Consider the following 19,809-nt stretch of genomic DNA (forward strand, 5'->3'; position numbering starts at 1 on the left):
GGGCGAGTTTGCCTGCACCCGAACCCGTCTACCGAATGACGAAGGCCGGAACCCAGGGCGACCAAGCCGCCGGATTCCGGCCTTCAGAACTGGAGCGGGAAACCGGGTTCGAACCGGCGACCCTCAGCTTGGGAAGCTGATGCTCTACCAACTGAGCTATTCCCGCGTCGCGGACCAGTTTTTGCCGTGAAGAGGCCCGGGAGTCAAGGAGTTCGGCCGGGTGGAGCCGCCCGGGATGCGGGGTGCGTGGGCGCCGTCGAGCGGCTAGAACGGCTGCCGTGAACGACGAAATCCGGCGGCGGATCGAGGACGGGACGGCGGCGCTGCGGGCGCGCTTCGGGGAGAAGCTGCGGGCGACGCCCTCGCTCTCCGACGCCGAGCCGCAGGGCGACGGCCCCCCGAACCGGCACGGCATGCCGAAGGAGCCGCCGGGCCAGAACGTCTTCGAGAAGGCGGAGTGGCCGGTGCTCGATCTCGGCGAGACGCCGGAGATCGCGCCCGAGCGCTGGCGGCTCGTGGTGGACGGCGCCTGCGAGGCGCCGCTCACGCTCTCCTTCGCGGAGCTCATGGAGCTCCCGCAGGAGGACCTCGAGGCCGACTTCCACTGCGTGACCGGCTGGTCGGTCCTGGACCTCGCCCTCCGCGGCGTCCGGCTCGAGACCGTGCTCGCGCTCGCGCGGCCGCTCGTGGGGGCGACGCACCTCATGGCGCACGCGTCCGACGGCTACTCCACCAACCTGCCGCTCGAGGAGGCGCTCAAGCCCGACGTCCTCCTCGTCCACGCGGTCGAGGGCGCGCCGCTCCCGCGGGCACACGGCGGGCCGGTGCGCGTGGTGACGCCGCAGCTCTATGCCTGGAAGGGCGCGAAGTGGGTCTCGCGCCTCGAGCTCATGACGCACGACCGGCGCGGCTACTGGGAGATCCGCGGGTACTCGAACACCGCGTACCCGTGGCGCGACGACCGGATGTGGTGAGCTACTTCTTCTTCGCGAACCGGCGGAAGAAGGCCACGATCTGCTTCTCGGCGTCCTTCCAGCCGATCTCCGGGGCGGGCTCGTCCTCCTCGCCCTCGATCCAGATTCCGCCGCAGGACTCGCAGGTGTCGTAGGTGACCGCGCGCTTCTCGCCGCCCTCGACCACCACGAGGTCGACGTTGCACGCCGGGCACATCCCCGCCATCTCGTCCGCGTTCACGTAGCCGCCGAGCGCCGAGAGCGCTGGCAGGTTGGCGTGCAGCAGCATCTTGTTCAGGTCCGCGACATCCACCACCCAGACTCCGCCGCACTCGCCGCAGCGGTGAACTACGCTGTCCTCGTGGGAGATCTCGGCCATCTCGACGCTGCACCGCGGGCAATCCATAACGGAAACGGGTCCTCCTTGGGACCGTGAAGCACGAGAATCAGCGGAAGGGATCCAAGCGAAACGCCGGAGCTATCCAAGAAACTCCCGGATACTAGGCAGAAGCCCCCCGACCTTTCAACGGACTTTCGGCGCCGCCGCCTCGCCGCATACCCGGCGAAGGGCCGCGATCAGCCGGCGCAGCCGCTCGGCGTGGAGCTTCAGGGCGACCCGGTTCACCACCAGGCGCGCGGAGACGTCGAGGACCGACTCCTCGATGACGAGCCCGTTCGCGCGCAGGGTCTCGCCGGTCTCGGTGATATCGACGATCGCGTCGGCGAGGCCGAGCGAGGGGGCGACCTCGATGGAGCCGTGGAGCGGGATGATCTCCGCCGGGATGCCCTTCTTCGCGAAGTGGTGGGCGGCGAGGGACAGGTACTTGGTGGCGACGCGCGGCGCGACCCCGCGGGGGAGGGGCTTCGCGTCCCGGGGCCGGGCGACGATGACCCGGCAGCGGCCGATCCCGAGGTCGAGCGGCTCGTACAGGTCGCGCGGCTCCTCTCGCAGGATGTCGAGCCCGACGATGCCGACCGCAGCCGCGCCGTGCTCGACGTAGCTCGCCACGTCGGCGGCTCGGATGGAGATGAAGCGCAGCCCCGCCTCGGGCGCATCGGCGGCGAGCTTGCGCGTCCCATCGAGGAGCTTCTTCGGGGAGACGCCCAGGGCGCGCTCGAAGAGCGCAGACGACTCCTCGAGCAGCCGGCCCTTCGGGACCGCGACCGTGATGATCTCGCCGTTCACGCCTTCTCCCGCCGGATGCGCGCCCCGAGGGGCGCGAGCTTCTCCTCGATCCGCTCGTAGCCGCGATCCAGATGGTACACGCGATGGACCTCGGTCGTGCCCTGCGCGGCGAGGCCCGCGAGGACGAGCGCCGCCGAGGCGCGCAGGTCGGAGGCCATCACCGGCGCGCCGGAGAGGCCCGGGACGCCCTTCAGCACCGCGGTCTTCCCGTCGACGGCGATGTCGGCGCCGAGCCGCTGCAGCTCCTGCACGTGCATGAAGCGGTTCTCGAAGACCGTCTCGGTGATCTTCGACGAGCCGTCGGCGAGGCAGAGCAGGACCATCATCTGCGCCTGCATGTCGGTGGGGAAGCCCGGGTGCGGCCCGGTGCGGACGTCCACCGGGCGCGGGCGGCCGTCGCCGACGACCCGCAGCCCGCCCTCGACCGGCAGCACCTGGGCGCCGACCGTCCGGAGCTTCTCGACGAGCGCCTCGACGTGCGCGGGGACGCAGCCCTTCACGGTCACGTCGCCGCCGGGCAGCGCGCCCGCCACGAGGAAGGTGCCGGCCTCGATGCGATCGGCGATCACGACGTGGTCGATCGGCCGGAGCGACTCGACGCCCTCGATCCAGATGTCGTCCGTGCCGTCGCCCTCGATGCGCGCGCCCATCCCGCGGAGCGCGTCCGCGAGATCCACGATCTCCGGCTCGCGCGCGCAGTTCCGGAGCAGCGTCTCGCCCTCGGCGAGGACCGCCGCCATCATGACGTTCTCGGTGCCCGTGACGGTCTGGCCGTCGAAGGTGAAGGTCGCGCCGTGGAGGCGCCCGCGCGGCGCGGTCGCCTCGACATAGCCGTGCTCGAGGTGGAGCTCCGCGCCGAGCGCGGCGAGGCCCTTGAGGTGCTGATCGATCGGTCGCGCGCCGATCGCGCAGCCGCCGGGCATCGACACCCGCGCCTTGCCCCAGCGCGCGACGAGCGGGCCGAGCACCACGACCGAGGCGCGCATCGTCTTCACGAGCTCGTAGGGCGCCTCCGGCTCGACCGCCGCCGGCACGCGGACCCAGAGCGCGCCCTTCTCGCCCGCGTTCCGCTCGGCCTGGCAGCCCATGTGGCCGAGGAGCCGCCCGAGCGTGCGGACGTCCGCGAGGTCGGGGACGTTGCGGATGCGGTGCTCGCCCTCGGCGAGGAGGGAGGCGGCGATGATGGGGAGGGCTGCGTTCTTCGCGCCGGAGGCCGCGACGCTGCCGCGCAGCGGGACGCCACCGTCGATGAGGATCTTGTCCAATTCCACTCCGTGCCCGCGGCGTGCGCCGCGGGTGTTGCACCGCGCGTGACAGCGCGGGCCCGTTCGCGAGAGACCGGGCGTCGAGGCGGGCGGATTCTACGCCGGGTGGGGTCCGCCCGCCATGTGGGCCACCCCCAGCCTGGGCAGGCCGGCGTGGTCCCGGCGAGCCTCCGCGCACTCGAAGCCGGCCTGCAAGCACAGGCTCGGCAGCTCGTCGAGGTGCCGCTCGTGCATCTCGAGCAGGAGCGTGCCCCCTGGAACGAGCCGCGCCGGTGCGCCGGCGACGATGCGGCGGAGGATCGCGAGTCCGTCGGCCCCCCCGTCGAGCGCGATGCACGGCTCGCGCCGCACCTCGCGCGAGAGCCCGGGGAGCTCGCCGGTCGGAACGTAAGGCGGATTGGAGACGATCACCTCGAACCGCGCGTCCCCGTGGACGGCCGCCCACAGGTCGCCGTGGGCGAGCTCGACCACGGCGCCGAGCCGGGCGGCGTTCTCCCGCGCGACGGCGAGGGCGTCCTCCGAGGCGTCGGTCGCGAGGACGTGCGCGTCCGGCCGCTCCAGCGCGACGCTGACGGCGATGGCCCCCGAGCCGGTGCAGAGATCGAGGAGGCGCCCGCCCGGCGGGAGCGCCGCGAGCGCTGCCTCCACCAGGAGCTCGGTCTCGGGGCGGGGGACGAGGACGCGCGCGTCCACGGCGAACGGCCGACCGTAGAACTCCTTCTTGCCGACGAGGTAAGCCGTCGGCTCCCCCTCGCCGCGCCGCCGGACGAGGTCGCGGTAGACGGCGAGCTCCCGATCACCGAGCGGCTTGTCGAAGTCGAGATAGAGCCGGACGCGATCGCAGGAGAGCGCGTGCGCGAGGAGCACCTCCGCGGTGAGGCGCGGGGAGTCGACGCCCTTCTTCGCGAAGAACTCCTGAGTCCAGGCGAGGAGCTTGAGCGTGGTCCAGGGTTCGGGCACGGGCGAGGGCCTCGGGGCGCTGCTCACGCGCGCCGCTCGGCCCCGCCCTCCGCGGCGTTGCCGCGCGAGGCCTCGCGCAGCGCCGCGGCGGCGTAGAACGTGCGGCACGCGTCGATGACGTCCTGCACGTCGCCGTCCATCACCGCCGGCAGGTTGTGGCGGGTGTAGTTGATGCGGTGATCGGTGAGCCGGTCCTGCGGGAAGTTGTAGGTCCGGATCTTCTCGGAGCGGTCGCCCGTGCCGACCTGGCTCTTCCGCGCCGCGTCGCGCGCGCTGCGCTGCCTCTCCAGCTCGATCTCGTAGAGCTTCGCGCGCAGCATGCGCATCGCCATGTTCCGGTTCTTGAGCTGGCTCTTCTCCTGCTGGCACTTCACGATGATGCCGGTCGGCTTGTGCGTGAGGCGCACGGCGGAGTCGGTCGTGTTGACGCTCTGGCCGCCCGAGCCGGTGGAGCGGAACACGTCCATCTCGATGTCGGCGGGGCTCACCTGGATGTCGATGTCCTCGGCCTCGGGCATCACCGCCACCGTCGCGGTGGAGGTGTGGATCCGCCCCTGCGCCTCGGTGGCGGGCACGCGCTGCACGCGGTGCACGCCCGACTCGTACTTGAGCCAGGAGTAGACCTGGTCGCCGGCGATGTTGACGGTGACGTCCTTCACGCCGCCGAGGTTGCCGCCGGAGGTGTCCGCGATCTCGGCGCGCCAGCCGCGGCGCTCCGCGTAGCGGAGGTACATCCGGAGCAGCTCCGCCGCGAACAGGCCCGCCTCGTCGCCGCCCGCGCCGGCGCGGATCTCCAGGATGACGTCCTTCTCGTCCGCCGGATCCTTCGGGACGAGGTAGATCTTGAGCTGCTCCTCGGCCGGATCGACCTGCGGGCGGAGCTGGGCGAGCTCCTCCTTCGCCATCTCGCGCAGATCGGGGTCCTTCTCCGCCAGCAGCGCCTCGTTGTCCCCGATGTCCTTCACGAGCCGCCGGTAGGCGCGGAGCGCCTCCACGGTGGGCTCGAGCGACGCGCGCTCCTTGGACACCTTGCGGAACCGGTCGCCGCTCGAGGCCACGCCCGGATCCGACAGGAGCGCGGTGAGCTCCTCGAAGCGCTGCTCGATCGCCTCGAGCTTCTTCAGGACTTCCTGGGACAGCATGGGGGCACGTTCTTAACCGCTCCGGGCCTCGCCCGGCAAGGCGCACGGGGGCTCGGGGCCGCGGCGGACCGCCGCCTTTGCGCCGGATCGGCACGGGAGGGATGATGCGCGCCCGTGGACGGACGGATCGTCATCCGGAACGGGATCGTCCCCGCGGCGGGAGCGGGGGCCACCGTCGTGGTGGAGGGGCGGCGCGTCGCCCAGGTGGCTCCGCCGGGACGGCCGGTCGAGGGGCGGCCGGGCGACTGGGACGTGGACGCGGACGGGCGGCTCGTGGTGCCCGGGATGATCGACGCGCACACCCACCTCGCCCTCGGCGCGCTTCAGCGGCTGGCGGGACTCCCGGGCCGCCCCCCGCCCACGGTGTCGGATCTGCGCGCCGGCCTGCGCGCCCGGGCGGAGCGCCGCGCCACCCCGGAGCGCCTCGCCGCTCTGGCCCGCGCAGGCGCGCTCGCCGCCCTCCGCGCCGGCGTGACCTGCGCGTTCGACCTCGTGCGCGCTGCGCCTGGCGGGGCCGCCGAGGCGCTCGAGGCGGTGGCCGGCGCCTGCGCGCTGGGGCTCCGCGCGGTGCTCGCCTACGGCGCGCGCGGCGATGGCGGCGAGGACGAGGTGCGTGCGTCGGCCGCGTTCGCCGCCCGGCACGCGAGCGGCGAGCGGCTGCGGGGCGCGGTGGGGATCGCCGGGCTCCTCGACACGTCCGAGGAGACCCTCGCGCTCGCCGGTGCGCACGCGGGCGCGGGCGTGCACGCCTGCGTGGGCGAGGACGAGGCGGATCTGGCGCACGCGTTCGCCCGGTTCGGCCGGCGGCCGGTGGAGGTCCTCGCGGCGCACGACCTGCTCGGCCCGCGCACGGTGGTGGCGCACGGCGGGACCACCGTCCACGCGGAGGCGGTGATGCTCGCGGACACCCTCACTGCGCTCGCGGTGACGCCGCGCGCGGCGATGTTCTTCGGGGCCCCCATCCCGGCGCTGCTCGACTTCGCGAGCCTGGGCGTCCCCATCGCGTTCGGCAGCGACGGCCTCTTCCCCGACGTCGCCGGCGAGGCGCTCCACGCCGCGACGCTGCTCCGGCACGCGGGGCGGAGCGCGGGAGCGGCGGGCGGCCTCGTGGGGCGGATCGCCTGGCCGACCGCCGCGCGGCTCGCCTCGGAGGCGTTCGGCGACACCCTCGGGCGGCTCGAGGTCGGCGCGCTCGCAGATCTGGTCGTGCTCGACTGGCGACCGCCGGTGCCGCTGCCAGACCTTCCCGGCGGCGATCTCGCCCTCCTGTGGGCGGGCGCTCCTGCGGCGTGGGTCATCGTGGATGGTGACGTGCGGCTCCGGGAGGGCCGGCTGCTCGGCGCCGACGAGGCGGCGATCGCGGCCGAGGCGCGCGAGGCGGCGCGCGGGCTGCTCGAACCCTCCTGAGTCGCCCGCACGGCCGGCGGTACCCCGAGGGCTACCTCCGAGGAGGATGCGCACGGACCCGCGTGACGCGCTAGGCTGCGCCCCGTGCGCGTGCGCTTCCCGCCGCCCGAGCTGAAGCCAGAAGTGGCTCTCGCGCTCGGCGCCGCCTTCCCGCTCCTCTCCACGGCGCTCTCGCTGGCGACGCGTTCGCTCGTCTCCGGCGTGCCTTTCGCGCTGTACGTCCCCGCCGTCGTCTTCGCGACCTACCTGGGCGGGCTCGGACCGGGGATACTCTCGCTCGCGCTCTCCGCGGGGCTCTGCGGCTACTACCTCATCGCGCCCTACGACGCGTTCGGCCCGTCGCAGGCGGAGGTGGCGGTCGTCTCGCTGTTCCTCGTCATCGGGGGCGTGCTCTGCTGGATCGCGGCGGCCCTGCGCGACGGGTACCTCGAGCGCGCCGCGCACGCGCACCGCTTCGAGTCGCTCGTGGCGACGAGCTCGGACGTCATCTGGACGGCGACCCCGGAGGGCCTCGCCCGGGAGGACTCGCCGTCGTGGCGCGACTTCACCGGCCAGAGCCTCGAGGAGTACCGCGACGCGGGCTGGCTCGACGCGGTCCACCCCGACGACCGCCCCCGCGTGGCGCTGGCCTGGCGCGAGGCCGTCGCGCGGCGCGACCGGTTCGAGCTCGAGTACCGTCTGCGCCGGCGCGGGGGCGGGTGGGCGCCGGTGGTCGCGCGCGGCGCGCCGGTGATCGACGCGCGCGGGCGGGTGGTCGAGTGGGTGGGCGCGAGCTCGGACCTCAGCGCGCGCGACGCGGCGGAGGCGGCGCAGCGCGAGTCCGAGGAGTGGTTCCGCACGCTCCTCGGGACGATCCCGCAGATGGTCTGGACCGCGGACGCCACGGGGCGCACCCAGTTCCAGAACCCGCAGATCCGCGAGTACACCGGCAAGGGCGACGAGGAGCTCGCGAACGGCCGCTGGCGGACGCTCGTGCACCGCGAGGACCGCGCGCCGGTGGTCGCGTTCTGGAGGCGCATGCGGGACGAGCAGATCGGGGGCGACGGCACGTTCCGGCTCCTCGGCCGCGACGGCGCGTACCGCTGGTTCCTCGTGCGCGCCGCCCCGCTGCGCGGCGCGGACGGGCGGCTGCGCCAGTGGGTGGGCACGCTCACCGACATCCACCTGCAGAAGGCGTCGGAGGACGCGAAGAACGAGGCGATCCGCGCGCGCGACGTGTTCCTCTCCGTGGCGAGCCACGAGCTCAAGACCCCGGTGGCGGCGGCGCTCCTCCAGATCCAGCAGGCGCACCGGCTCCTCCGCAGGCAGGGGACCTCCCCGGAGCTCGCCGGCGTCACGCAGCGCGTGGCGGCGAGCGCGGCGAGCGTCGAGCGGCTCGGCTCGCTCGTCGGCACGCTCCTCGACGTCTCGCGCATCGCCACCGGGAAGCTCGAGCTGGAGCGGAAGCGCTTCGACCTGACGGAGAGCGTCACGCAGGTCGCCGCGCGGCTCGCCGAGACCGCCGATCGGGCGCGCTGCCCGCTCGAGGTGGACGTCGCGCCCGGGATCGCCGCCCTCGGCGACCGGCTCCGGGTCGAGCAGGTGATCACGAACCTGCTCGCGAACGCGATGAAGTACGGCGCGGGGAGCCCGATCGCGCTCGCGCTCGCGCGGCGGGACGGCGTCGCGGTGCTCACCGTGGCCGATCGCGGGATCGGGATCGCCCCGGAGGACCAGCTCCGCATCTTCGAGCCGTTCGAGCGCGCGGTGAGCGCGCGGCACTACGGCGGGCTCGGGCTCGGGCTGTGGATCGCCCGCGAGATCATCGAGGCCGGCGGAGGCGCCATCCGCGTGGAGAGCCGGCCCAGCCAGGGCTCCACCTTCCACGTGGAGCTGCCGCTGGCGTGAGGAATCGGGAGTCCCGCCGCAGGGAACCGGCCGTTCAGCCCGACCTCAACGCCGCCCGAGCACGTCGCTCAGGGCCTTGAGGGGCCCGGCGTCCACCCGCGCGCTGTCGACGAGGAGCTTCAGGACGTTCAGCGCCGCGCGGGACAGGTCCGCGAGCTGCTCGAGCCTGCGCACCTTGAAGCGCGCGGCGGCCTTCACGGCGGGGTCCACGTCCGCCGTGGCGGCGCGCAGCTCCTGGAGCGCCCGCTCGAACGTCGCGAGCGCCTCCTCCACCGCGCGCTTCTCGCGCTCGCGCAGCACCTTCGCGACGAGCTTCCAGACGTTCGTCTCCGCCTCGAAGTGCTCCTTGCGGTCGCCCGCGATCGGCACCGTGCGCACGACGCCCCAGTGGCGCAGCTCGGCGAGGCTCATGGAGAGCAGGCCGGTCGAGATGTGCAGCCGGTCGCACAGCTCCGGCGCGGCGAGCGGGCGCTCCGACAGGAACAGCACCGCCCACACCCGCCCGAGCTGCCGCCGGAAGCCCCACAGCTCCATGAGCGCGCCGACCCCGTCGGCGACGGCGAGGTCGGCGCGCGTGAGGGCGTGGGAGGTGGCCGGTGAACGGGACGCGGTCGCGGTCATGGCGGGCCGTCAGGCGAGGACGAGATCCAGGAGCGCGGCGAGCGCGAACGCGATGGACGCGAACGCGTTGTAGTTGAAGAACGCGACGTTGATCCGCTCGGGCCGGAGCTGGCCGCGCGGCGCCACGTAGACGTGCTCGGCGGCGACCACGGCGGCGAGCACGACGGTGCCGGCGATCCAGCCCGGACCGCGCCCGGCGAGCGCGCCCGCGAGGGCGACCCAGGCGATGGCGAGCACGTGGAGCCCGCGCGCCCACACGATCGCGCCCCGGACGCCGAAGCGCGCCGGGATGGAGCGGAGCCCCGCCCCGCGGTCGTAGTCCATGTCCTGCAGCGAGTAGAAGACGTCGAAGCCCGCGATCCAGGCCCCGACGCCGAGGCCGAGCGCGATCGCCGAGGCCGGCGCCGTGCCGGTGAGGGCGATGGCGACGCCGATGGGCGCGAGCGCCTGCGCGACGCCGAGCCAGAGGTGGCAGGCCCAGGTGAAGCGCTTCGCGTAGGAGTAGCCGAGCAGGATCGCGAGCACCGGCAGGGCGAGCCACCCGCAGATGGGCGCGATGAGCGCCGCCGAGGCGACGAAGGTCGCGCCGCTCGCGGCGAGGAGCGCCCACGCCGCCCCGGGCGACACCTCGCCGGTCACGAGCTCACGCCGCGCGGTGCGCGGGTTCCGCGCGTCGAAGGCGCGGTCGGCGAGGCGGTTCATCGCCATCGCGGCGGTGCGCGCCGCGACGACCGCGAGCGCCACGAGCGCGAGCCTCACCGGCTCGAGCCGCGCCTCGCGCGACACGAGCACCACCGCGGCCGCCGCGAACGGCAGCGCGAAGAGCGAGTGGCTGAGCTTCACCATCCGCGCGAGCGCGGCGACGGCCCCGCCGGTCGCCGGGGGCGCGGCGCGGGCCGGGGAGGGAGAGGTCATGCGAGGGCCTCCGCGCGCTGGCGCGCGAGCCAGGTGAACGGGCGCTCCTCCGCGCCGAACGCCGAGACGACGAAGTCGAACGGATCCTCGACCCGCGCGCCGCCCAGCGGCGCGGCGAGGACGCCCGGCGCCGCGCCCGGCGCGAGCGCGCCGACGTGGGGCGCCCCGACCGCGGGCCCGTTCCAGGCGAGGGGCAGGAGCGTCGCCGCCGGGAGCTCCGGGAGCTCGCGGCGGAGCAGGGCGAGGTCGGCGAGCGGGGCGAGCGATGGGCAGGAGGCGAGCGAGTCGGTGCCGACCGCGAGTGGCACGCCCGCCGCGAGGAGCGCCGCGACGGGCGGGAGCTTCCCGACGATGTAGCGGTTCGAGCGCGGGCAGAGGACCACCGTCGCGCCGGAGCGGGCGAGGAGGGCGACGTCGTCCGCGTCCACGTCCACGCAGTGGACCGCGAGGTGGTGGGGCGCGAGGTGCTCGGCGACGAACGCGACCGCCGAGCGGGCGCGCGGGCGCAGCGAGCGGGGCGCGCCGAGCGAGTTGAACATGCGCGCGAAGTCGCCGGTGCCGGTGGCGCACAGCGCGCGCTCGGCGGGATCCTCGGCGAGGTGGATGGAGGCGGGGCCGGCGGCGAGGAGCTGCCCGAGCGTCGGGCCGTGCGTGGAGTAGATCGCGTGGGGCGAGAGCGCGATGCGCAGGCCCGGCGCCGGCGCGCAGGTCGCCCGCGCGGCGCGGGCGCCGGCGAGGGCCGCCTCGATGCGCGCCGGCGTCGCCCCGAACACCTCGTGGTAGACGGTGCCGGTGAACCCGGCCGCCGCGAGCGGCCCGACCGAGTCGAGCGTGTTCGAGACGTCGCCCACCGCCGCGACGCCGGCGCGCGCCATGTCCTCGGCGGACATGATCATCGCCTGCGCCGCCTCCTCCTCGGGGCGGGGGAGCGCGCGGGCGGAGATGAAGAGGTGGATCCACGAGGGGAGCCCCTCGCCGCCGGCGACGCGGCCGGCCATGTGCGAGAGCTCGAGGTGCAGGTGCGCGTTCACCAGGGCGGGGAGGATCACCGCGTCGAGCCGCTCGCCCCTCCCGAAGCGCTCCTCGACGGCGGCGCGCGGGCCGATCGCGAGGACCCGGTCGCCGCCGAGGGCGACCGCGCCGTCGCGGATGGCGCCCGGGGTCGCGGCCGCGGCCGCCCGCCCGGGGAGCACCCACGGCGCGCTGTAGACGCGCGGGGTCACGCGACCCGGTCCTCCAGGCGCTCGTATCTCATGTTCCGCCGCACCGCGCGGAAGCCCGCGTCGCGGATGTGCCGCTCGACCTCCTCCGAGTCCATCTGGAAGGTCGTGCCCGCCGCCGAGACCACGTTCTCCTCGATCATCACCGAGCCGAAGTCGTTGCAGCCCATGTGCAGGGAGGCCTGGGCGACGCCGCCTCCCATCGTGACCCACGAGGCCTGCAGGTTCGGCACGTTGTCGAGGACGAGCCGCGACACCGCGTTCACCCTGAGATAAGCCTGCGCGCTCGTGTCCGACGCGGTGAGCCGCGTGTTCGCCGACTGGAACGGCCAGCAGATGAAGGCGGTGAAGCCCTGCGTCTCGTCCTGCAGCTCGCGGAGCCGCGTGAGGTGCGCCACCCGGTGGCACGCCTCCTCGCCCACGCCGAACATCATGGTGGCCGTGCTGCGCAGCCCTTTCACGTGGGCGGCCTTCATGACGGAGAGCCACTCGTCGGTCGAGCACTTGAGCGGTGCGATCCGGCGGCGCACCTCGTCGTCGAGGATCTCGGCGCCGCCGCCGGGGATCGAGTCGAGCCCGGCGGCGATGAGCCGCTCGATGGTCTCGTCGAGGGGCAGCTCGCTCGTGCGGGCGATGTGCCAGATCTCCTCGGGCGAGAGCGCGTGCAGGTTGATGACCGGCCACTTCGCCTTCACCCAGCGGAACAGCTCCTCGTACCACTCCACGCCGAGGTCCGGGTGCAGGCCGCCCTGGAGCAGGATCTCGATGCCGCCGAGCGCCACCGTCTCGTCGATCTTGCGGGTCAGCTCGTCGCGGTCGAGGACGTACGCCTCCTTGTGGCCGCGCGGCCGGTAGAACGCGCAGAAGTGGCACGCCGTCGTGCAGACGTTCGTATAGTTCACGTTCCGCGAGACGATGTAGGTGACCGTGCCGTCCGGGTGGAGCGCGCGGCGGCGCGCGTCCGCGGCGAGGCCGAGCTCGAGCAGCGGCGCCTTCTCGTCGAGCAGCTCCGCCTCGTCCGCATCGAGCCGCTCCCCGTCGGCGCCCTTCTGCAGCGCGGTGTCGAGCGAGACCACCCGCCGGGTGCGCTTCGAGCGGACGACGTCGTCGACGAAGCGCAGCTTCATCGGCGGGAGGAAGCCCTTCGCGGCCGCCTTGCCGAGGAACGCCTCGAGGCCGTCGAGCTCGTGCGGCCCGAGGCCGTAGCGGATCCGCTGCGTGAGGTAGCGGCGGTAGCGCTCCGGGTCGCCGCCCTTCTCGGCGGCGAAGCGCTGGGCGAGCTCGGTCCGGACGCCGAGGCCGTGCTGCGCGGCGCGCGTCAGCTCCTGCACGTCCTCCGGCGAGACGCGCCCGGGCCGCGCCGCCCAGAGCGCGAAGATCATGGGCAGGCCGGTGAGGTGCGTCCACTCCCGCCCGAGATCGACGATGTGGTTCGCGCGCACCCCGAAGCCGCGGTCGCCGATGACGAGCGCGCCCTTCGTGCCCTTCGCGCGGGCGAGCCCCTCGTCCGCATGCATGGGCGTGAACTTCGGGTGCACGCCCATCTCGTCGAGGACCAGCTTCGCGAGGACGTGGGAGGTGCGGGAGGCGGTGTCGAGGAACACCTCGTCCCAGATGGCGGGCGACTGCTCGCCGGCGAGGACCACCGTCTGCACCGGGCCGTCGGCGCCGATGGCCATGCCGGGCACGATCTCGTACTCGCCCTTGGTGAGGGCGGCGACCGAGACGAGCGCGAGATCCACCTCGCCCTCCTCGAGCATCGCGGCGCAGCGCGACGGCTCGGCGAGGACGAGCTCGATCCGCTCGGAGCCCTCGAGCCCGACGGTGAGCGGGTGGGCGTTCAGGAAGGAGACGGCGGCGGCGCGGAGCTTCGGCATGGCGTGACCTAGCGGCGACGGGGCGTCGCGGCGAGCTGGGAGCCCGGGGGGGCCTGCAGCTCGGCCCCCCCGGTGAGATCGTCCGCGGGCTCGCGGTCGGGCGCGGCGGCGTGCACCTTCAGCACGCGGTAGAGGCTGTCGCGCTCCGCCGGCACGCGGCCGGCGGCGCGGATGAGGTCGTGCAGGCTGCGTTCCGAGAGCGCCTGGGGGACGGTCGAGCCGGCCATGTGGTAGATGCGCTCCTCGAGCACCGTGCCGTCCACGTCGTCCACGCCGAAGGCGAGCGACGTCTGGGCGAGCCGCTCCCCGAGCGACACCCAGTACGCCTTCACGTGGTCGAAGTTGTCGAGGTAGAGGCGCGCCACCGCGAGCGTGCGGAGCGCGTCGTAGCCCGTCGGCTTGGGGAACGCCTTGCCGATCATGTTGTGCTCGGGGTGGAACGCGAGCGGGATGAAGACCTGGAACCCGCCCGTCTCGTCCTGCAGCTCGCGCAGGAGCCGCATGTGGTCGACGCGCTCGTCGAGCCGCTCGATGTGGCCGTAGAGCATCGTCGCGTTGGTCTTGAGGCCGAGCCGGTGCGCGGTGCGGTGGATCTCGAGCCACTGCTCGGCGGTCGCCTTGTCGTCGCAGATCTTCCGGCGCACCCGCTTCGCGAAGATCTCCGCGCCGCCGCCGGGCATCGTGTCCATGCCGGCCGAGTGCAGCTCGCGGAGCACCTGCTCGTAGCTCTTCCCGAACTTCTCCGCGAAGAAGTGGATCTCGATGGCGGTGAACGCCTTGATGGCGAGCTCGGGCCAGGCGGTCCGGATCCGGCGCAGGAGCTCCGGGTAGTACTCCCACGGGAGGTCCGGGTGCAGGCCGGAGACGATGTGCACCTCGGTGATGCCGAGGCCGCGCCGCGAGAGGACCTTCTGCACGGCGTCGTCGAGCGACATCGTGTAGCCCTCGGACGCCACCTGGTCGTCCTTTCGCGCGAACGAGCAGAACTTGCAGGTCGCGACGCAGACGTTCGTGGGGTTCAGGTGGACGTTGCGGTTGTAGAAGGTGAGGTCGCCGTGGCGCGCCTCGCGGACGTGGTTCGCGAGCGCGCCCACCGCGGCGAGGTCGGCCGCCTCGAGGAGGCGCAGCGCGTCGGCGTCGGTGAGGCGCTCGCCGGCGAGGACCTTGTCGCGGATGGGGCCGAGGCCGTCGCGCTCGAGGGCGCGGTGCGCGAGGGTCGAGATCATCTAGGGTTCCTCTCGTGAATCGGCGAGCGGGGGGTCCGGAGGGGCTTCATCCCCCCGGCTAGAAGGAGAGAGACCCTCCCAGCGCTTCATGAGCTCGTTCGGCAGGCCGAGCCGGTCGAGCACGCGCGCGACGACGGTGTCCACGAGCGCGTCGATGGTCTTCGGGGAAGAGTAGAACGACGGCGAGGCGGGCATGACGAACGCGCCCGCCTCGATGACCTGGGTGATGGCCCGCGCGTGCACGAGCGAGAGGGGCGTCTCGCGCAGCACGAGCACGAGCTTCTTCCGCTCCTTCAGCATCACGTCGCCGGCCCGGCCGACGAGGTCGATCGAGATGCCATGCGCGATCCGCGCGAGCGCGCCGGACGAGCAGGGGATGATCACCATCCCGTCGTACAGCGCAGAGCCGGAGGCGAAGGGCGCGGTGAAGTCCTGGTTCTTCCAGACGCGGAACGGGTAGCGCGGCTCCGTCCCGATCTCCTGCTTCCAGACCTGCTTGCCGGTCTGGGTGAAGACGAGATCCACCGAGACGCCGTGCTTCTCCCCGTTCGCGGCGAGGAAGTCGAGGAGCCGCTTCGCGTAGGGCGCGCCGGACGCGCCGGAGATTGCGACGACGAGCTTCACGCCCGCACCGCCGTCACGAGGCCGCACACGCCCGGGAAGAGCGTCTCGCCGCGCACGTCCCGGAAGCCCGCCCGCCGCGCCGCGTCCTCGAACTCCGGGCGCGAGGCGAAGCGCTCCATCGAGGCGACCAGGTAGCGGTACGCCTCCGGGTCGGGGGAGAGGATCCGGCCGAGGACCGGCAGCGCGAGCCGGTTGTACGCCCCGTGCACGAAGCGGGAGCCGGTCGACTCCGGGCGGAAGAACTCGAGGACGCCGAGGCGGCCGCCGGGCCTCAGCACGCGCGCGAGCTCGGCGAGCCCCACCTCGTAGCGCTCCAGGTTCCGCATCCCGAAGGTCACGGTGGCGAGGTCGAAGCGCGCGCCGCGGAACGGCAGCGCCATCGCGTCCGCCTGGCTCGCGGGCAGGCCCGTCTTCTCCACGCCGCGCGCGAGCATCTGGAAGGAGAAGTCCGCGCCGACGATGCGGAGCCCCGGCGCGCGCCGGCGGGCGAGCGCGGCGACGTCCATGGTGCCCGCGCACAGGTCGAGCAGCGCCTCGCCGTCCCGCGGCGCGAGGTCCGAGAGGAGCCGCCGCCGCCAGGCCTGATCGACCTTGAGCGTCATGACGCGGTTGAGCAGGTCGTAGCGGGGGGCGATGCGGTCGAACATCGCGCGCACCGCGGAGCCGCGCTGCGCCTCGCCGGGAAGGGGAACGGTCACTGGAGGATCCCTCCGCGCCGGGGCGTCCACGACGCCGCGGGCGGCGGCGCGATGCGGGGACGTCGCGGGTTCTCCGCGCCGGGGACCAGGCGCGCGTAGAGCGCATCCATCCGCGCGACCACCTCGGGCGGGTGGACGCACACCTCCGGCCACTCGCGCCCGCCCTCCTCGGTCCACTTGCGCGTCGCGTCCACGCCGATCTTCCCGCCGAAGGCGAAGTGCGAGGCCGCGTGGTCGAGCACGTCCACCGGCCCGTCGGCGATGACGAGGTCGCGCTTCACGTCCACGTTCGCGAAGGCGCGCCACGCGGCCTGCGAGACGTCCTGCACGTCCACGTCCTCGTCGAACACGACGAGCGTCTTCGTCTGCGCCATCTGGCCGGAGCCCCACAGGCCGTGGATGACCTTCTTCGCCTGCCCGGGGTGGTCCTTCCTGATCGAGACGAGGCAGAGGTTGTGGAACACGCCCTCCACCGGCATCGCCATGTCCACGATCTCGGGGAAGATCATCTGCAGCATGGGCAGGAACATCCGCTCCGTCGCCTTGCCGAGCCACTGATCCTCGACCGGCGGCGGCCCGACCACGGTGGCCGGGTAGATCGGGTCGCGCCGGTGCGTCACCGCGACGACGTCCAGCGCGGGGTAGTCGTCCGCGAGCGAGTAGAAGCCGGTGTGGTCGCCGAACGGCCCCTCGCGCACGAGCGGCGCGGAGGTGTCGACGTAGCCCTCGATGACGAGATCCGCGTCGGCGGGGACGTCGAGGTCCACCGCGACGCCCTTCGCCATCCGCACCGCCTCGCCGCGCAGGAACCCGGCGAAGAGGTACTCGTCCACGTTGGGCGGGAGCGGCGCGGACGCGCAGTAGGTGAGGGCGGGGTCGCCGCCGAGCGCGATCGCGACCGGCATCCGCTCGCCGCGCTTCTGGTAGGCGCGGTAGTGCGCGGTCGCGGTCTTGTGGAGCTGCCAGTGCATGGCGAGCCGCCGCGGCCCGAGCACCTGCAGCCGGTACATGCCGACGTTGCGGATCCCCGTCTCCGGGTCGCGCGTGATGACCTGCGGGAGCGTGATGAACGGACCCCCGTCGTGCGGCCAGGTGGTGAGCACCGGCAGGATCCCGAGATCCGGCTCGCGGACGACGACCTCCTGGCTCGCCGCCGACGAGACGTGCTTCGGCGTCATCGTCGCGAGCTTCCCGAGCTTCGGGAGCATCTTGAGCTTGTCCCAGAGCGACTGCGGCGGGGCCATGTGCAGGAGCGCGCGCAGCTCGCGGGCGTGCTCCTCGAAGTCCTCGGAGGAGAGCGCCCAGCTCGTGCGGCGGCGCGTCCCGAACAGGTTCATCGCGACCGGGAAGCCTCCGGGCGCTCGACCCTTCACGTTCTCGAAGAGGAGCGCCGGCCCGCCCTGCTTCGCCGCGCGGTCCGCCAGCGCGGCCATCTCGAGCACCGGATCGACCGGCTCCTTCACGCGGACGAGCTCGCCCGCCGTCTCGAGCCGATCGAGGAACTCCCGCAAGGAGCGGTAGGCCATGGCGCGGCGATCTGTACCAGTGGCGCCGCCGGGTTTCAATGTTCGTTGAACGGGAACGTCCGGGGCGAACAGGCCCCCGCGCCAGCCCGGTTTCCCCCGGCGCGAAGGTCGGATACAACGCGGGCCCGATGGACCGCAGAAACCAGGCCCGCACCCTCGTCGCCAGCGCGCTCGCCGAGGTCGAGGCGGAGCTCGCGGCCCCGAAGTACCAGCTCTGCCCGACGCAGCTCGGCGCCTGCCGGGACACGCTCCGCTCCTACCTCCGGTCGCTCGACGCGGGCGCGCTCCCGCCGAAGCGCGACCGCGAGGAGGGCCTCGGCCGGATGATCGCGGACTCCTGGCCGTTCGACGTCCCGCTCGGCGCGCTCGTGCTGCGTGCCGAGCGCGCCTGGCGTAACGCCTGATGTGAGCGCCCCGTGCGCGCGGCGCTGCTCGCCCTCATCTTGCTCGGCGTGGCCGCGTGCGACGCCGGGCGCGATCTGGAGGAGGAGGCCGCCGCCTGCGACGAGGGGCCGGCGTCCGCCCTGCCCGGCGTGGACGGCCACCTCGTCGCCCTGAACGCGTACTACCTCCAGGAGGAGGCGACGCGCGCGCTCCGCCGCGGCGAGGTCGAGGCCGCGGCCGTCGAGGAGACGCTCGCGAAGGCGGCCGCGCTCGGGGTGCGCGCGGTGCGCACGAACGCGTTCAACGACGGCGCGGGCGACGCGGCGATGCAGACGGCGCCGCTCCTCTACGACGAGGTCGCCCTGCGCGGCCTCGACCTCGTCCTCGCCCGCGCGCACGCCCACGGGCTCCGGCTCGTCCTGCCGCTCGCGAACCGCTGGGATGACTACGGCGGCCAGCGCCAGTACGTCGCGTGGGCGGGGCTCCCCGAGCCGCGCGAGGGCGACCCGCGCTTCTTCACGGAGCGCGCGGTCGTCGAGCACTTCCGCGCGCACGTGGCGGCGCTCCTCGACCGGGTGAGCACGATCGATGGGATCCGCTGGGGCGACCACCCCGCCGTGCTCGCCTGGGAGCTCGTGAACGAGCCCCGCGCGGAGGGCGTCTCGCGGGAGGCCCTCCGCGCCTGGGTGGACGAGCTCGCCGCGCTCGTGAAGGCGCGCGCGCCCGGCCACCTCGTCGGCTCCGGCGAGGAGGGGCTCGACGGCGAGGAGTTCGCGCTCCTCACCGCGTCGCCGTACGTCGACTACGCGAGCGTGCACCTCTACCCGGAGGCGTGGGGCGTCCCGGCGGACTTCGCGGCGTTCTTCGGGGCGGGATTCCTCTCCGAGCGGATCGCGACCGCGCGCCGGCTGGGGAAGCCGCTGCTGGTCGGCGAGCTGGGGCTCCGCAACGACGGGCTGCCGCTCGAGGACCGCCGCGCGATCTACCGCGGCTGGTTCCGATGCATCCGCCGGGCGGGCGGGGCGGGCGTCGCGCCCTGGCTCTTCGCCTACGACGCGCGCCCGGACGGGTGGGACCCGTACACGTTCCGGTGGCGGGACGGCACCGACCCCGCCGACCCGGTGAACCGCTACGCGGACCTCGTGCGCGACGCCGCGGCGATGCCTTGACGGTCGGTGCAGCAGGGACCGCACGCATCCCGGGCGCCTGCCCGCCCGCCGGGCTGAACGTTGGGGATGGCCACGCGGAGGCGCTGGCGCGACCCGCGCGCGTCCGCGAGCTTTCCGCCCTGCGGCGCGCGTTCGGTCGCCGCGAGGAGGTTCGACATGGGTCGGTTCGGCGTGACGGCGTGGGCGGCGGGGCTCGCGAGCGCGGCGGCGGTGGCGCTCACGGTGGGTGTACCGGCGCGTGGGGCGGGAAACGGCGACGGGGGCGACTCACGGATCCAGCGCGGCTTCGCGATCGCGCCGGTCGAGCTCAACCTCGAGGGGAAGAACCGCGGGCTCGTCGGCCTCGGCAGCTACCTCGTGAACGCGGTCGGCGGCTGCAACGACTGCCACACGAACCCGCCGTACGCGCCCGGCGGAAACCCGTTCCTGGGGGAGCCGAAGCAGGTCAACGCCGCCCATTACCTGGCCGGCGGCATGGCGTTCGGGCCGTTCATCTCGGCGAACATCACCCCCGACTCCTCGGGCCGGCCGGAGGGGCTCACGCTCGACGAGTTCAAGGAGGTCATGCGGACGGGCGTCGACCCCGACAGCGGGATGCTCCTGCAGGTGATGCCGTGGCCGGTCTACGGCCAGATGACGGACCGCGATCTCGAGGCGATCTACGCCTACCTGACCGAGATCCCGCACGCCGAGCCCGCGGCGCCGTGACCTCGAGCGGGCGCGGGCGCCAGCGAGGGCCCGCGCCCTTT

Annotated in this window: 19 protein-coding genes and 1 tRNA gene; 6 read left to right on the forward strand and 14 right to left on the reverse strand. The window is 73.8% G+C overall.

The genetic code is table 11. From position 1 onward, the window contains the following. Positions 1-90: 90 nt before the first annotated feature. A tRNA-Gly gene (locus MNY62_RS00355) sits at positions 91-166 on the reverse strand. Positions 167-278: 112 nt separating this feature from the next. On the opposite strand from MNY62_RS00355, the gene MNY62_RS00360 reads away from it, so the two are divergent. Beyond that, positions 279-974, forward strand: coding sequence for a molybdopterin-dependent oxidoreductase (locus MNY62_RS00360; RefSeq protein WP_242342090.1), 696 nt, complete (start codon positions 279-281; stop codon positions 972-974). A 1-nt stretch (position 975) separates the two neighbouring features. Here MNY62_RS00360 and MNY62_RS00365 read toward each other — a convergent pair whose 3' ends face one another. The 5 genes from MNY62_RS00365 to prfA form a co-directional block, all read right to left on the reverse strand. Further along, positions 976-1,359 (reverse strand): zf-TFIIB domain-containing protein, encoded by a 384-nt coding sequence (locus MNY62_RS00365; RefSeq protein WP_242342092.1) that lies wholly within the window; start codon positions 1,357-1,359, stop codon positions 976-978. A 117-nt stretch (positions 1,360-1,476) separates the two neighbouring features. After that, on the reverse strand, positions 1,477-2,139 hold the full coding sequence (gene hisG / locus MNY62_RS00370; RefSeq protein ID WP_242342094.1) for an ATP phosphoribosyltransferase: 663 nt from the start codon (positions 2,137-2,139) through the stop codon (positions 1,477-1,479). Then, the gene (gene murA / locus MNY62_RS00375) at positions 2,136-3,404 is read right to left on the reverse strand and encodes a UDP-N-acetylglucosamine 1-carboxyvinyltransferase (RefSeq protein ID WP_242342095.1); all 1,269 of its coding nucleotides are present in this window, start codon (positions 3,402-3,404) and stop codon (positions 2,136-2,138) included. The genes hisG and murA overlap by 4 nt, the downstream gene beginning before the upstream one ends. A gap of 96 nt (positions 3,405-3,500) precedes the next feature. Then, entirely contained in the window at positions 3,501-4,364 is an 864-nt protein-coding gene (prmC, locus tag MNY62_RS00380; protein ID WP_242342097.1) for a peptide chain release factor N(5)-glutamine methyltransferase, read from the reverse strand. A 23-nt stretch (positions 4,365-4,387) separates the two neighbouring features. Then, complete coding sequence (gene prfA, locus MNY62_RS00385) at positions 4,388-5,506, reverse strand: peptide chain release factor 1 (protein ID WP_242342098.1); 1,119 nt, start codon at positions 5,504-5,506, stop codon at positions 4,388-4,390. Positions 5,507-5,620: 114 nt separating this feature from the next. Between prfA and MNY62_RS00390 the strand changes: the two genes are divergently transcribed. Then, positions 5,621-6,913, forward strand: coding sequence for an amidohydrolase family protein (locus MNY62_RS00390; RefSeq protein WP_242342100.1), 1,293 nt, complete (start codon positions 5,621-5,623; stop codon positions 6,911-6,913). 84 nt (positions 6,914-6,997) lie between these two features. Further along, entirely contained in the window at positions 6,998-8,800 is a 1,803-nt protein-coding gene (locus MNY62_RS00395; protein ID WP_242342101.1) for a sensor histidine kinase, read from the forward strand. A 45-nt stretch (positions 8,801-8,845) separates the two neighbouring features. On the opposite strand, the gene MNY62_RS00400 is transcribed toward MNY62_RS00395, so the two are convergent. The 8 genes from MNY62_RS00400 to MNY62_RS00435 are packed head-to-tail and all read right to left on the reverse strand — an operon-like array spanning position 8,846 to position 17,507. Next, positions 8,846-9,421 (reverse strand): GbsR/MarR family transcriptional regulator, encoded by a 576-nt coding sequence (locus MNY62_RS00400; protein WP_242342103.1) that lies wholly within the window; start codon positions 9,419-9,421, stop codon positions 8,846-8,848. A 9-nt stretch (positions 9,422-9,430) separates the two neighbouring features. Continuing rightward, positions 9,431-10,336 (reverse strand): 4-hydroxybenzoate octaprenyltransferase, encoded by a 906-nt coding sequence (locus MNY62_RS00405; protein ID WP_242342104.1) that lies wholly within the window; start codon positions 10,334-10,336, stop codon positions 9,431-9,433. After that, positions 10,333-11,559, reverse strand: coding sequence for an amidohydrolase family protein (locus tag MNY62_RS00410; protein WP_242342105.1), 1,227 nt, complete (start codon positions 11,557-11,559; stop codon positions 10,333-10,335). The genes MNY62_RS00405 and MNY62_RS00410 overlap by 4 nt, the downstream gene beginning before the upstream one ends. Further along, positions 11,556-13,433: a cyclic dehypoxanthinyl futalosine synthase gene (gene mqnC, locus MNY62_RS00415; RefSeq protein WP_242342106.1), complete on the reverse strand. Its 1,878-nt coding sequence runs from the start codon at positions 13,431-13,433 to the stop codon at positions 11,556-11,558. The genes MNY62_RS00410 and mqnC overlap by 4 nt, the downstream gene beginning before the upstream one ends. Positions 13,434-13,441: 8 nt before the next feature. Further along, entirely contained in the window at positions 13,442-14,659 is a 1,218-nt protein-coding gene (mqnE, locus tag MNY62_RS00420) for an aminofutalosine synthase MqnE (protein ID WP_242342107.1), read from the reverse strand. Beyond that, positions 14,660-15,283, reverse strand: coding sequence for a UbiX family flavin prenyltransferase (locus MNY62_RS00425; RefSeq protein ID WP_242342108.1), 624 nt, complete (start codon positions 15,281-15,283; stop codon positions 14,660-14,662). After that, a complete protein-coding gene (locus MNY62_RS00430) occupies positions 15,280-15,981 on the reverse strand; it encodes a ubiquinone/menaquinone biosynthesis methyltransferase (protein ID WP_242342109.1) in 702 nt (233 codons plus the stop codon). The genes MNY62_RS00425 and MNY62_RS00430 overlap by 4 nt, the downstream gene beginning before the upstream one ends. Beyond that, positions 15,978-17,507, reverse strand: a complete 1,530-nt coding sequence (locus MNY62_RS00435; protein WP_242342110.1) for a menaquinone biosynthesis decarboxylase — start codon at positions 17,505-17,507, stop codon at positions 15,978-15,980. The genes MNY62_RS00430 and MNY62_RS00435 overlap by 4 nt, the downstream gene beginning before the upstream one ends. A 128-nt stretch (positions 17,508-17,635) precedes the next feature. Between MNY62_RS00435 and MNY62_RS00440 the strand changes: the two genes are divergently transcribed. The 3 genes from MNY62_RS00440 to MNY62_RS00450 all read left to right on the forward strand — a co-directional run bounded on the left by MNY62_RS00440 (position 17,636) and on the right by MNY62_RS00450 (position 19,768). Then, on the forward strand, positions 17,636-17,911 hold the full coding sequence (locus MNY62_RS00440) for a hypothetical protein (protein ID WP_242342112.1): 276 nt from the start codon (positions 17,636-17,638) through the stop codon (positions 17,909-17,911). Positions 17,912-17,923: 12 nt separating this feature from the next. Continuing rightward, the gene (locus MNY62_RS00445) at positions 17,924-19,060 is read left to right on the forward strand and encodes a glycoside hydrolase 5 family protein (RefSeq protein ID WP_242342113.1); all 1,137 of its coding nucleotides are present in this window, start codon (positions 17,924-17,926) and stop codon (positions 19,058-19,060) included. A 156-nt stretch (positions 19,061-19,216) separates the two neighbouring features. Continuing rightward, positions 19,217-19,768, forward strand: coding sequence for a cytochrome C (locus MNY62_RS00450; protein WP_242342115.1), 552 nt, complete (start codon positions 19,217-19,219; stop codon positions 19,766-19,768). Positions 19,769-19,809 lie beyond the last annotated feature (41 nt).

Source organism: Anaeromyxobacter terrae (assembly GCF_022690685.1).
GTDB classification, from domain to species: domain Bacteria; phylum Myxococcota; class Myxococcia; order Myxococcales; family Anaeromyxobacteraceae; genus Anaeromyxobacter; species Anaeromyxobacter terrae.